Origin of the sequence: uncultured Clostridium sp. (assembly GCF_900547735.1) — a bacterium.
Classification (GTDB): domain Bacteria; phylum Bacillota; class Clostridia; order Lachnospirales; family Lachnospiraceae; genus Otoolea.
This window is the reverse complement of sequence record NZ_URHZ01000005.1, coordinates 62,743-76,223: the sequence shown is the minus strand read 5'-3', so window position 1 is coordinate 76,223 and position 13,481 is coordinate 62,743. Positions and strand designations below refer to the sequence as shown.

12 protein-coding genes are annotated in these 13,481 nt (G+C 46.5%); 10 read left to right on the top strand and 2 right to left on the bottom strand.

Features of this window, described 5'->3' with window-relative positions; all coding sequences use genetic code 11:
- Positions 1 to 299 precede the first annotated feature (299 nt).
- The 3 genes from QZT18_RS02830 to QZT18_RS02820 all read left to right on the top strand — a co-directional run bounded on the left by QZT18_RS02830 (position 300) and on the right by QZT18_RS02820 (position 2,886).
- Entirely contained in the window at positions 300 to 896 is a 597-nt protein-coding gene (locus tag QZT18_RS02830; protein ID WP_294143989.1) for a GNAT family N-acetyltransferase, read from the top strand.
- A gap of 366 nt (positions 897 to 1,262) precedes the next feature.
- On the top strand, positions 1,263 to 2,159 hold the full coding sequence (locus QZT18_RS02825) for an NYN domain-containing protein (protein ID WP_294143986.1): 897 nt from the start codon (positions 1,263 to 1,265) through the stop codon (positions 2,157 to 2,159).
- Positions 2,160 to 2,463: 304 nt separating this feature from the next.
- On the top strand, positions 2,464 to 2,886 hold the full coding sequence (locus tag QZT18_RS02820; protein WP_294143984.1) for a DUF2000 domain-containing protein: 423 nt from the start codon (positions 2,464 to 2,466) through the stop codon (positions 2,884 to 2,886).
- Positions 2,887 to 3,061: 175 nt separating this feature from the next.
- Here QZT18_RS02820 and QZT18_RS02815 read toward each other — a convergent pair whose 3' ends face one another.
- A complete protein-coding gene (locus tag QZT18_RS02815; protein ID WP_294143982.1) occupies positions 3,062 to 3,745 on the bottom strand; it encodes a DUF2461 domain-containing protein in 684 nt (227 codons plus the stop codon).
- Positions 3,746 to 4,260: 515 nt separating this feature from the next.
- On the opposite strand from QZT18_RS02815, the gene QZT18_RS02810 reads away from it, so the two are divergent.
- From QZT18_RS02810 to QZT18_RS02800, 3 genes are read left to right on the top strand one after another with little or no spacing between them, the layout of a single operon-like run.
- Complete coding sequence (locus QZT18_RS02810; protein ID WP_294143980.1) at positions 4,261 to 5,535, top strand: helix-turn-helix domain-containing protein; 1,275 nt, start codon at positions 4,261 to 4,263, stop codon at positions 5,533 to 5,535.
- A gap of 25 nt (positions 5,536 to 5,560) precedes the next feature.
- Positions 5,561 to 7,243 carry an amidohydrolase gene (locus QZT18_RS02805; RefSeq protein WP_294143978.1) on the top strand — a complete coding sequence of 561 codons (1,683 nt, stop codon included), beginning with the start codon at positions 5,561 to 5,563 and terminating at the stop codon, positions 7,241 to 7,243.
- A gap of 31 nt (positions 7,244 to 7,274) precedes the next feature.
- Positions 7,275 to 8,261 carry an aldo/keto reductase gene (locus QZT18_RS02800; RefSeq protein ID WP_294143976.1) on the top strand — a complete coding sequence of 329 codons (987 nt, stop codon included), beginning with the start codon at positions 7,275 to 7,277 and terminating at the stop codon, positions 8,259 to 8,261.
- A gap of 85 nt (positions 8,262 to 8,346) precedes the next feature.
- Here QZT18_RS02800 and QZT18_RS02795 read toward each other — a convergent pair whose 3' ends face one another.
- A complete protein-coding gene (locus tag QZT18_RS02795; protein WP_294143974.1) occupies positions 8,347 to 9,135 on the bottom strand; it encodes a DeoR/GlpR family DNA-binding transcription regulator in 789 nt (262 codons plus the stop codon).
- A gap of 517 nt (positions 9,136 to 9,652) precedes the next feature.
- On the opposite strand from QZT18_RS02795, the gene QZT18_RS02790 reads away from it, so the two are divergent.
- The 4 genes from QZT18_RS02790 to QZT18_RS02775 all read left to right on the top strand — a co-directional run bounded on the left by QZT18_RS02790 (position 9,653) and on the right by QZT18_RS02775 (position 13,478).
- Positions 9,653 to 10,552: a dihydrodipicolinate synthase family protein gene (locus QZT18_RS02790; protein WP_294143972.1), complete on the top strand. Its 900-nt coding sequence runs from the start codon at positions 9,653 to 9,655 to the stop codon at positions 10,550 to 10,552.
- 11 nt (positions 10,553 to 10,563) lie between these two features.
- Complete coding sequence (locus QZT18_RS02785) at positions 10,564 to 11,526, top strand: ribokinase (protein ID WP_294143970.1); 963 nt, start codon at positions 10,564 to 10,566, stop codon at positions 11,524 to 11,526.
- A 21-nt stretch (positions 11,527 to 11,547) separates the two neighbouring features.
- On the top strand, positions 11,548 to 12,210 hold the full coding sequence (gene deoC / locus QZT18_RS02780; RefSeq protein ID WP_294143968.1) for a deoxyribose-phosphate aldolase: 663 nt from the start codon (positions 11,548 to 11,550) through the stop codon (positions 12,208 to 12,210).
- Positions 12,211 to 12,275: 65 nt separating this feature from the next.
- Complete coding sequence (locus QZT18_RS02775) at positions 12,276 to 13,478, top strand: iron-containing alcohol dehydrogenase (RefSeq protein ID WP_294143966.1); 1,203 nt, start codon at positions 12,276 to 12,278, stop codon at positions 13,476 to 13,478.
- Positions 13,479 to 13,481 lie beyond the last annotated feature (3 nt).

The following is a 13,481-nucleotide window of genomic DNA, read 5'->3' as shown; positions in this document are numbered from 1 at the left end:
AGAATTGTGATAGTACTTTATTCCGAGTGGATGATATGACACCTCCTGCAGGTGTCATATCATTACAAGCGGGATAAAGTACTTTTTTATTGAGTGGCAATGAAAAGTTCGCGAAGCGTGCTTTTCGTTGTTGGGCGTTGTGCTGGGTATCCATATACGCGGATATATCCTGGGGATGTGGTACTGGGGGTGCGTGGATTCGGTATGGGATATGGCGTGACATAGTCTGGGGAATGTTGTATATTAAAATAGACGGTCGCTATGATGTGATAACTGGTAACGGAAAGGAATATTGGATTATGAATTATGAGAATACCCCGGCGCTTGAGACGGAGAGGCTTATATTGAGAAAATTTACAGAGGGTGATGTTAATGCTCTGTTTGCAATTTACAGTGATGAGGATGTGAATACCTTTTTGCCCTGGTTTCCGTTAAAATCGGTGGAGGAATCCGAGGACTTTTTAAAGGAAAAGTACATTTCAGCCTATCGGCAGTCCAGAGGTTATCAATATGCTATTTGCCTGAAAGAGGATAATATCCCAATCGGATATATCAAGGTCAGTGTTGAGGACAATCATGATTTAGGTTATGGACTTCGGAAAGGATTCTGGCATCGTGGGATAGTCACCGAGGCAGGCAGAGCGATGATTGAACAGTTGAAAAAAGACGGCATGCCCTATATCACAGCCACCCATGACGTCAAAAACCCCCGAAGCGGCGGCGTAATGAGGCAGCTTGGCATGCATTACGAGTACAGCTACGAAGAACAGTGGCAGCCCAAAAACATCCTGGTAACCTTTCGCATGTACCAACTCAATCTCGACGGACAGAACGGGAGAGTATACAAAGAATACTGGAACAAATCAACTGTACGATTCAAAGAACCCGGAATCTAGAGTTAAAAATCCCTGATTCCCTATTTTAGAAAAGAAAGAACCGTCACTATCCGCAATCAGGGTCAGGGATAACCGACAACCTTCGCGTCTTCAGTCCCGGCCATAGTCTACCCGGTGGGGATGGAGGAAGAAAAAATCTCCGAAGGGGACGTTGGAGTCCATCGGCACTTGGACGGCGTTTTTCAGGCGTCCTAGTACCGTTATGCACTCCATAAGCGGGAGCGGTCCCGCAGGAGATTTCTTTCTTCCGGAATCCCCACCCAGCGTTCCCCTTTCCCCGGGACTGAAGACAATCCCCATTTCTATTTGAATAAAACCCCCCTATATGATATAATTTCCCCAGTTGATAAAATGTTGGAGGCATTTATGGATAAACAGGACAAGATTGCAGTATTGATAGACGCAGAGAACGTATCGAAAAAGTACATTAAATTGATTATGGATGAAGTAAGTGATTACGGAATTGCTACATATAAGCGTATTTACGGCGACTTTACCAACCCCAGTGTTATGGCATGGCAGGATGCGCTGCGTGACTTTGCGCTGACGCCGGTTTTCCAGTTTAATTATACAAAGGGGAAGAATGCTTCGGACTCTGCTCTGATTATAGATGCAATGGACATCCTGTATTCGGGAAAGGTGAACGGGTTCTGTCTGGTGACCTCGGACAGTGATTTTACAAAGCTGGCAATCCGTCTCCGGGAGGCCGGAATGATCGTTATTGGAATGGGAGAGCAGAAAACTCCGAATTCCCTTGTTTCCGCCTGTGAGACGTTTAAATTCCTCGATCTACTGTACCAGGAGAGTCTGGAGGAGCAGGCGGAGGATAATAAGGCAACAGCGGAGAAGACCGCTAAAATCGCGGAACCGCCGGCAGCCTACCGGCCTTCGGAGGAACGGGATACGAAGAAACCTTCCGAAGGAAGACAGAAGGCCCACCAGGTTGAAGCCCCGGACAACCAGGAGGAAAAAACGGATAATGCCAAGGGCGATTTGAGACTGAATAATGTGCCGACAAAAGAAGAGATTGGTGCGGAGATTGTCTCAATCATCGAATCGAGATCCGATGAAAACGGCTGGATCAACCAGTCCGAGATTGGAACCGTTCTTCCAAAGAGAGTTCCCGGCTTTGATCCGCGTAACTACAAGTGCAAAAAACTGGGCCAGTTTATTGAGAGTTTTGATTATCTTGAGACAAGGACAATGAAGAATCCAAATAATAAACTGCTGAAAGTGGTATATGTGAAAATCAAACAGGTATAGGATATTTAAATACTTTTAGGATTTCAATTTTAAACATTACGATGATTAAAAATCCGTTTCTCCCTTCAATATGGGAGGAGCGGATTTTTAAATTGTACCTTTATGGTGAGAACACGGAGCCGATTCCGGTAAGAATCCTGCTGTCAACCGCAGAGCAGTCCCAAAATGAGAATATCTTACAAGATTTTTCCTCTCCGATATGATAAGGTAATCGATAAGCATTTGAAACAGAGAAAGCAGGGCAGCAGGCTGGATTATAAAAGAGCTGCAGGAATGCTGCGATTGAGTACAGGAGGAACAGAAAATGGATTTACAAAACGAGAAATGTGTCATGATCATCGACGATCAGCTTCCGCTGGGAATCATTGCAAATACCACAGCGATTATGGGAATCACATTGGGAAAAGAGATGCCGGATGTGGTTGGAGAGAATGTAACCGACCAAAACGGCAACGAGCATCTGGGAATTATCGGTGTTCCTGTGCCGATTTTAAAGGGTTCACCGGAAACAATCAAGGAAATCAGGGAAAAACTCTATCAGCCCGATTTTCAGGAACTGACGGTGGTGGATTTTTCGGACTTGGCGCAGAGCTGCAACGACTATGGCGATTTTACGGAGAAGATGGGAAATGCCCCTGAAAGTACTTTGCAGTATTTTGGGCTGGCCATCTGCGGCGCAAAGAAAAAGGTCAATAAGCTCACCGGCAGCATGCCTCTGCTCCGATAACGGCAGACCAGTCCTCAGTAAGGGGAGACCGCATGCTTTTAGCAAGAAATAAGGTTTTACTATACAAAAAGGAAACCCCCTTCCGGGCAGACGGTAAAAAACATAAGGCTGCTTACCCGGAAGGGAGTTTATTGCGTTATGGGACTATACTGGGACGTCGCTTACCGTTCCGCCTTTAGCGCCGCGGCATCTGGAACCCGGCCAGAGCCCGGTTTAAGTAATCATTAAAGGGCTTCATTTTGATAAAAATATCTTTTGCAAATTCCGGAAAATGTTCCGCGTCTTTGACGACCTCGTCGGCGACGGGATATTCCAGATACCAGCTCTTATATTTCAGGTAATCAGCCTGGGGATGCTCCTTATCAAAACCTTCGGGAACCCGTTTCAATGAGGTCCCCTGCACCTTGAAGCAGTCACAAAATCCGTCTGCTTCGATAATTTCACCCCATTCATCTGGATGTTCTGCAATATAACTGCGGATCATCGCCGTCGCATCCTTAAATACATCCGCAAACAGTCCTCCTCCCAAAAACGATTTGCCCCCGGGCCGTATCATCAGAAAATAGCCGACCGGAACAGGGAGCTTCCCTCCCGAAGAAATGTGGGCGCGAAAGGCCGGATTATAAGGCGATTTGTCGTTGCTGAAACGGGTATCCCGCACCAGCTTGAATGTCAAATCCTTTGGCCGGTTGTGTAAAATACTGCTGTCCGTCTCCCCTATTTTTAAAATCAGTTCCTGTAAAAGTGACTCAAACTGTTCATTTGCGTCCCGGTATTCCTGCTTATGGGCATGGTACCATTCGCGGTTATTATTGGCGCTTAATTCTGAAAGATAATCCAGTATTACAGATGTATTCATATAGTTCCTCCTGTGATGTTCGATTGCTGCCGGACCGGTTCTCCGGTTCTCCGGATCGGCCCTTCTAAGAGATTAGACAGTGCCGGAATCAGATTGTGACAGGAAGCCGGGAAAATATTTAATTCAGACTGTCCGGAAGCGGTGTGTTGAAAGGAGCAGATGCCGGGATTCCACCATATCCGCCGGGCAGGGCTATACCACTTTGTAAAGTGTATGTATAATTATTGTGTAAAAAAGCAGGTTTCTTTAATGACTTTACTTTTCAGAAATGTTATCCTTTAAACATAAAGAAATTCCACACACACAAATTTCCTTACTTATTTTAAAACAATTCTATTCAGTAATTCTTCTGAACACAGTGTGAGCTCACATATTAAAAAAATGGTGTACACCGGGAGACTGCATATCAGATATGGTATGGTTATTGTCTGTCGGTTTTTTTGTTGGAAATATGGAAAAACAGGAAAGCTTTGTGGTACACTTGATTTAAAAAAGACTACAAGGAGTGCTGCAAAATGGATTCAAACGAGATTATTATTAAAGATATTCCTGCATTTTTCAGAAAATTTAAAGGCAGTACAAAAGACGGACAATATGATTTGTACTGTCAGGAGTTCGCCTATAGTATCATATATGGAAACCTGAACAGCAGCCATGTGGATGAGATTCTGCAGTTAGTCGGACTGAGCTGCGTTCCCGACCGGCTGCTGCTGATACAGACGGATTACAACGACGTGTTTCAGTTTTATCCGGAGTTTAACCAGTTTCCGAGACGTTTCAACATAACCCAGATTCTTCAGCGGTGTGTGAAGCGAAGTGGTATAGAGGGGTTGGTGGCATCCTATACGGGAAGAGGCGTAATCGGCGTATTTTTATGCACCGGCCAGGAATCTTCCTCGGAAGAAAAAGAGGTCACGGAGAAAATCAGGGAACTGGCATCGGAGATGATTGTCAGGGTCAATGAAGAAATCGGAGAGGGCGTTGCAATCGGAATCAGCAGATACTGCAGCAGCCTTTCAAGATTTCCGCAGGCCTATGCCGAGGGCAAGGAAGGGTTATTCCACTGTTTCAGGCTGGGGAAGAACCATATGGTATTTTACAAGGATATTAAAGAGCCTAAGACGGTCTTTTCCAGGGATGAACTCAAAAATTTCGGTTCTGAAATTGTCTCCGGGATCACGGCGGGAGAACAGAACGCGGTGAAAGAGCAGGTGGGCAGGATGATGCAGTACATGCTGTCCGTCGCGATGTCACCGACCAATATCCGTCTGATACTGGTAAGTTTCACCGACTCGCTGAGAGAACGGTTCTGCGGTTCCAGAATACCGATTGATACACTGGAAAAAGCATATTTGAACACATCGAAACAGATTATCAACAGCATGTTTGCAGACGATATCGAAAAGGCGATGGAACAGTTCTGCAGTAAATTAATAAAGGAACTGGGAGCGGAAGCACAGAGTTCCGAGGAACTGCTGTTACATAAGATCGACGAGGTAATAGAAAAATATTATCCCAACAGCGAGTTTAATCTGGACGTTATGGCGACCCTTTTTCACTACAGCTCTTACCATTTCGGACGCCTTTTCAAAAATATGCGGGGAGAGTCTTTCAGACAGTACCTGGCGAAATACAGGATAGAGAGGGCAAAGGAGTTTCTGGCCAAGGGCGGCAAGCCGAATGAAGTCGCATTTCAGACCGGGTTTAACAGTATCAGCTATTTTTGCACGGTCTTCAAAAGCCTGACCGGTATTTCACCGAAACAGTATCAGGAGAACTTTATAAAATAATTAGCCAATGATGGAGGACAAAGGAATGTCAGTTTTGGCAGATCTTGTTTTTATGAATGGAAAGATCGCAAAAGTCGATACGGATTTTAATTTCTGTACCGCAATTGCGGTAAAAGACGGATGGATCATCGATACCGGAAGTGATGAAGAGATAAAATGCCATATCGGAGAAGGAACGGAAGTAATTGATTTGAAAGGGAAGCTGATGCTTCCAGGCGCTCAGGACTGCCATACGCATGCCTGCCTGGCAGGACTTTATAAAATGCCCTGGTTCCTGGATGTGGGAGAGGAGCATGTTTCCTGCCTGGATGACATTAAGAAGATATTAAGGGATGCGGCGGAAAAGACGCCGAAAGGACAGTGGATCATGGGTTCCGGCCTGAGTTCCGGCTGTATCCGGGAGTGCGCAGTGGAACATCGGCAGATTACCCGCTGGGATATCGATGAGGCGGTGCCGGATCATCCGGTATGGCTTGCCAATAGCGGGCTTCACCATGTACTTGTAAACACCAGGGCGCTTGAACTGGTGGGAATTACAAAGGACACGCCGGAGCTTAAACGCCATGAGGGCAAAATCCAGAGACGGGAAGACGGGGAACCGACCGGGTATCTCGACGACTTTATGCTGATGGATGCGGTTGGAAAAGTGTCCACGCTTCTGAGCGACGAACAGATTCGTGACTGTATTATCCTGCTGCAGAGAGAGATGAACGAGAACGGCGTCACTACCCATACCGACATGGTCGGAATCGGCGGAGATCATCTGTTTGCCGGCGCCGGAGGTTCCCGGGTAATCGATGTGTATGAAGCAATGGGGGAGGCGGGCGAGCTCACGGCCCGTGTTTCGGTCAATATCATGGCGGGGCTTAACGGCCTTTCCACCTATGACGCCATCATCGGGGGAGCGGGAGCCGGAAGGGTTCCGGAATTAAAAGACAGAAACTGGGTCGATGCCTGCGCCGTTAAACTGTTCGGAGACAGCATGTGGCTGCGCCCAGACGGAAGAAAGACGGGCGGAAGCAGCTATTTCCCGGGAGATACGATAGAGGAACAGAGGGAAGAGATTACGAGAACCATTGTGGAACTTCACCGTATGGGATACCAGATAGGAATCCATTCCACAGGAGGATGCGGAATCGACACCATTGTGGATGCCTACGTGAAAGCAATGGAACTGTACCCCGGAAAAGATCTGCGCCATTTTGTCATTCACGGTGACGATTTTTCGGATGAGAATATGAGAAAATGTGCAAAGCACCATATCGTGCTTTCCTCGCAGGCAGTGGCTCCGTGGGGATTCATGGAATCTCTGGTGAACAGCGTGGACCCGGAGGATCCGTCCAAAATGTTTGATTACCAGCGTTTTATGGACAACGGCGTCGTGGTGAGCCAGGGGTCCGACGCTCCCTGCATGACGGTTAACTGGCTGATGGGGCTTAAATTCGCGATGACGAGAACAACCGTTTCGGGCACCTGCTATAACAAGGGCAACGGCTGCACGATTGAAGACGGAATCAGAATGTACACGATTAACGGAGCATATCAGAACCACAGGGAGAATGTGACCGGCAGCATAGAGGTTGACAAACTGGCGGATCTTCAGGTTCTCGATACCGATATATTTGAAATATCACCGGATGAGTTTGATGAGGTGAGGGTTGTAATGACCGTAGTGGGCGGACGGATCGTCCACTCCATTACCGTTTAGAAGAACTAAAAAATAATAGGAGAAATAAATCATGGAATATACATATTTGGGACGCACCGGACTGAAGGTCAGCCGTTTTTGCCTGGGAACAATGAATTTTGGAACATCCACAGAGGAGAAGGACGCATTTTACATCATGGATAAGGCACTGGATGCCGGCATCAACTTCTTTGATACGGCGGACGCTTACGGCGGTTTTGCCGGAGAAGGCGAGCACGGTCTGACGGAGAAAATTATCGGCAGATGGTTTGCCCAGGGCGGCGGAAGAAGAGAGCGCGTAATCCTGGCTACAAAAGTATTTGCCACAATGGAGGATCCGTATGAGGGACCGAATGATGAAGACGGACTGTCCGCCTGGAAGGTACGCAGGCATATGGAGGAATCATTAAAACGTCTTCAGACCGATCATATTGATCTTTACTATATGCACCATATCGACCGCCATGTGACATGGCCTGAGATGTGGGGGGCAATGGAGCCTCTTGTAAACAGCGGAAAGGCCACTTACATTGCGTCCTCCAACTTTGCGGCCCACGATCTCGTCAGGGCACAGTGGGAGGCCGACAAACGTCATTTCCTCGGCCTGGTAGCGGAGCAGCATCAGTATCATCTGCTTTCCAGACTGCCCGAACTGGAAGTGATTCCGGCAGCCAGGGAACTTGGGTTAGGCCTCGTTACCTACTCACCGCTGGCCGGCGGTATGCTCGGGGAGAACGCCCTGAAACGGCTCAGCGGCTCACGCAGCGAGAACCGCCACTATTCGGAGGAAATGCTTAAAACACTGACCGACTTTGCCGACTTCTGCCACGACCTTGGTGAGAAACAGTCGGATGTAGCAATGGCATGGATTTTAAAGAACCCTGTAGTCACCAGCCCTCTCATCGGGCCGAGGACGCCGGAGCATCTTGACAATATTATTCATGCACTGGATGTGAAACTGGACGACAGCGCGATGAAACGTCTGGACGAGATCTTCCCGGGACCGGGAGGAGAGGCGCCGGACAGCTATGCCTGGTAAATAAAAGAAGTAATGGGCGGATTCCCTGGTGGAGACAAGGGGATCCGCTCTCGCGTGAAGATGTAATATGCCGCTGATTTTTTGTTTATGCAATCAAAATTTCAATATCATTCTTTTTTAAAATTTCAATCCATTCGGAAGAAATCCCATCATCCGTAACAATTGTATCAATATCTGTGAGCTGGGCGAACAGAGCAGGCCTGATTCGGTTGAATTTCGAGGAATCTACAAGCAAAATCCGTTTGAGGGCAGCATTAATAATTGCCCTTTTTGTATCAATTTCATAATGATTTCTGCAGGTGATTCCAAGCAGTTCACTGACGCCGGCAGCTGAAAGGAAAACCTTGGTTGCGCGCGTCCGGTTAATCAGACTCAAACCTTCCGGGCTTTCAAACATCTGTGTATTTTCATGGTAAATCCCTCCGGCGAACAAAAGATTCAGATGCGAGCGCCGGATTAACTCACTCATGATGTTGATGTTGTAGCAGAGAACCGTAAGCGGTACCTGATCCGGTATATGCTTGGCGAAATGCTCCGTTGTGGTTCCCGTATCAATGATCACAGTATCACCGGCGGTGAGCAGTGTTGCAGCAGCTTTTCCAATTCTTTCTTTCATCTCGTTATTCACCAGCTTCTCACCGACAAGATCATAAGGACATTGCTCATTGTGGCGCTGACTGTCGGGATTAAAAATGGCAACTCCCGATATGTAATGAATTACATTCTGTTCCCGCAATTCATAAAGATCACGGCGGGCCGTCATCTCAGAAACCTGAAGATAATCGGCAATATTTTTCAGGGAAGCGCCGTTGCAATCCTTTAAAAAAGCAATGATGTTTTTTAGACGAACTGTTTTTTTTTTGTTGTTATTCATATCCACCCCTGTCCTTCAGTACTAAAATGTTGTTTTTCTTTCAGTATAACATTGCAAAAATATACTGTAAATAACAAAATACATAAAATATATTTGTTTTTGCGTTTAATAATTAGAATATACTGCCGATGGTTGACAAAAAAGAAAAAAGTATAACGCAAGAAAATGAAAATGTTATTCTGACGATAAAAATAAGGTTAAAACAGGGAAAAATAAAGCAAAAAATACTGCGCAATTGACAACTAAATCTTTGAAAAAATATATATTGACAGATAAAATATGATATGTTACCCTAATATCAAGAAAACTAACTGAGAAATAACAGAATATTGAAAGCTATATTCACAAATGTAAGGATTCTAACAAAGAAAGGAGAAGAAAGGAAACGGGGGCAGGAATTTTAGATTGAGAGGAATCATTGGAAAAATTATTACCACATGGAAAGCGGACAGCTTGTCGGAACAGGCGGGGATTGCAGCGGTGCATCGTCCGTCAGAAATGAAAGAGGAGGATAAGGATGGAGAGAGAGAAAATGTTTTGGGGAGCCGGTACGGAACTTACAATCAGTTATCAGAATGACGGTTCCATCGATCATGGAGCAATCCGTCATATGGTTGACTGGCAGATAGAGAAAGGAATTGCTTACCTGTTTGCCGGCGGGATTTCCAGCGAAGCTCATATGATGACTTATGATGAACAGGAAGCACTTGCAAAGACAATGTGCAGTGAGGCCGGAGGAAGAATCCCGGTTATGTGTAATGTGATGGTACCGGGGTACCGGGACGCCGTCGGTATGATAAAGCGCTATGAATCGGTAGGAGCCGACGCAATATGTATTACTCCGCCCTACCTGACAGACTTTTCGGAGAAAGCCCTGGAAGAATACCTCACTGCCTTAATAGAGGCGTCAAAATTACCAGTCTATATTTATAATGCTCCTCAGACGCATAATATGCTGTCACCCGTACTTCTGTCGAAGCTTGCCAATACATACGACCATGTTCACGGGTATAAAGACAGTACTCAGAGTATTACTCATCTGGAAACCGCAATGGGTTTGGTTCAAAAGAAATTCAATTATATTGCAGGGAGCGATTCGACCATATTTACGACGTTGGCTCTCGGCGGCTGCGGAATTATATCCTTTATAAGCATTGCTTTTCCAAAACCGATTATTGAATTGTGCGATGCCTTTTTTGCAGGAGACTTGAACAGGGCCAGAGAACGCCAGGCTTTTATTATGAAAATCCGCGATATTTTAAGAAAAGGCGGAAACAGCGCGGGGTATAAATATGCTTCAGAGCTTGTGGGGTGCCCAATCAGAGGAACACGTTATCCGGACAGTCTTCTGATTCTTCCTGAAAACCTGAAAGAAGAGATCCATGACGGATTGAGGGAGCTGGAATTAGTACCATAGGGAGGAAAATGATGGAACATGTATTTGTCATCAACAGTTATTTCTGGCTGCACAGCTTTTACAGCAGTACGCTTCCGGGAAACGGGGAGACGCTGATTGGCACAGGATACCGCCCGTCAGGAGGAGGCAAAGGCGTGAACCAGGCATTTGCCGCCGCATATGAGGGGTGTTATGTCGAGGTAATCGGGCGCATAGGCGCCGACTATGCAGGAGAGATGTGCAGGAAAGAGTGCGCATCGGTAGGAGGCATAGGCTGCCTCTATCTTCAAAGGGATGAGGAACATGCCACCGGCAGCGGATGTATTCTGCGTGATGAGGAGGGCGGTAACGCGATTGTTATTGTACCGGGCGTTTGCGATGACTTCTCAAAGTCGGATTTTGACGCAGCAAAGGAATATATAAAAAAATGCAAAGCAGGCGGTTTCCAATTGGAAGTGAATCCGGAAACAATTGGATATGCAATAAAAGAGAGCGCCGGGCTCGGTGTAAGGACATTTCTGGATCCGGCCCCGGCCATTGTCCTTCCGGATGACCTTTATCCCTATATCAGCTTTATCAAGCCGAACGAACATGAGGCGTCGATTCTGACGGGCATTCGGGTCGGCAATTACACGGACGCCAGGAGAGCCGGACATTGTCTTCTGGAAAAGGGTATAAAGGAATGCGTAATTATTACAATGGGAGAAAAAGGATGTGTTGTTGTAAGCAGAGATGAGGCATATATCGTGCCCTGTCCGAAGGTTTCGGTTGAAGATCCGACCTGCGCCGGAGATTCCTTTGCCGGAAGTTTTATCGCTTCCATAGCAAAGGGAAAAACCATAAAGGAAGCAGTCATTCAGGCATCCTGCCTGGCCGCGCTGACCGTCTCCCGATCCGGGTCGATGTACAACTGCTTCTTTGATTCCAGGGAGCAGCTTGAGAAAATACAGAAAGGGTATCTGGAGAAAATTGGGTCTGAAATAATAAAAATATAATCATTCAACAAGGAGATAACAATGAACAACAAAGAAATTTTGGAACATATTGATCACACATTATTACAGGCAACCTCCACATGGGAGCAAATCAAGGAGATTTGCGAAGATGCAATCCGGTTCGGCACGGCATCTGTCTGCATTCCGCCGACGTTTGTGGAGCGGGTACATAAAGCATATCCGGAACTGAATATCTGCACAGTAATCGGTTTTCCACTGGGATATCATACGACTTATGTTAAGACGGAAGAAGCTTTGGAGGCAGTTAGAAACGGTGCGAACGAAATTGATATGGTTGTAAACCTGGGGGATGTAAAGGAAGGGAGGTTTGAAAAGGTTACGCAGGAGATCGCAGCTCTGAAAGCAGCCGCAGGGCCCCGGATTCTGAAAGTAATTATTGAGACTTGCTATTTGACGGAAGAAGAAAAAATACGGCTCTGCCATTGTGTGACAGACGCCAAGGCCGATTTTATCAAGACATCGACCGGTTTTGGGAGTGATGGAGCAAAGATGGAAGATATTCTGCTGTTCAAACGTAATATCGGGAGCTGTGTAAAAATCAAAGCGGCGGGAGGAGTAAAAAGCAGAGAAGACTTAGAGAGATTCCTTCTTGCGGGTTGTGACAGGATCGGAACAAGTTCAGCGGTGAAACTGCTGCAGGGGGAGACAGCCGAAGGATATTAATGAAGAAAACGGGCGCTGCGAATAGCTGCATATTGGGGAGACTTTTGCAGAGAGGGGAGGTTTTTATGGTTGATTTTGTACTTCGAAACTATACGGACATGATATACGGAAAAGATCAGGAGACAAAAACGGCAAAGCTGATAAGGGATTTTGGAGGAACCAGGGTTTTGATACATCATTCCGGAGAGGACTTTGTACTGGAACTGATAGAGCGTGTGAAGGGATATCTGGATGAGGAGGGACTTGCATGGGTGGAGCTTGCAGGTGTTGTCCCAAATCCGCACATTGAACTGGTCTATGAAGGAATCACATTATGCAGAAAAGAAAACGTGGATTTTATCCTTGCCATCGGTGGCGGAAGCGTAATCGACAGTGCAAAGGCGATAGGGATCGGAGCCCTCTATGAGGGCGATGTCTGGGATATTTATGAAGGGAGAGACAGACAAAAAAAGAGCCTGCCGGTCGGTGTCATCTCCACATTTGCAGGAACCGGCAGTGAGGCGACGTTTGGGAGCGTTATCACCAAAGGCAAGATCAAACACGGAATTGAAGATCCTGACGATTTTGTACTGATCCGGCCGAAGTTTGTAATTATGAATCCTGAAATCACCTATACAATTCCCAAATTTCAGACAGCGGTGGGGATTGCCGATATGCTGACTCACCTGACGGAAAACTTTTTTACAGCTGATCCTGATAATGATTTGTCCGATCACCTGGCCTGTGCCGGGATCAGGACCGTTTTAAAATTTGCCCCTATTGTTATGCAGGATCCCTGTAATTATGAAGCAAGAGGAGCGCTGATGGTATTAAGTCCTCTGGCAATCAACGGAATCATGAAGGTCGGCCGGTGGGGAGACTGGGGCTGCCATGATATCGAGCATGAGATGTCCGGAGAGTGGAACATTCCCCACGGCGCAGGCCTGGCTATATTGATGCCGGTATGGATGAGATATGTTTATAAAGACCATATGAAATCATTCATCAAATTTGCCGTGGAAATGTTCAGGATTCCGCTTGATGTGGATGAACCTGAAAAGACGGCCCTCGCTGGGATTCAGGCCTATGAGGATTTTCTCTATAATATGCTCGGACTTCCGTCTTCTCTCAGCGCTTTGGGAATTCCACCGGAGGAACTTGGGGAAGAGGTCATTCACAAAGTGGCTGAACAGGTGTTTTACCGGGGAAATGAGACGACGGGCAGGACACATCCTCTTCGTAAAGCGGATGTTGTCCGGATTCTCAGACAGTGTACAGGGCTGATATAGAGT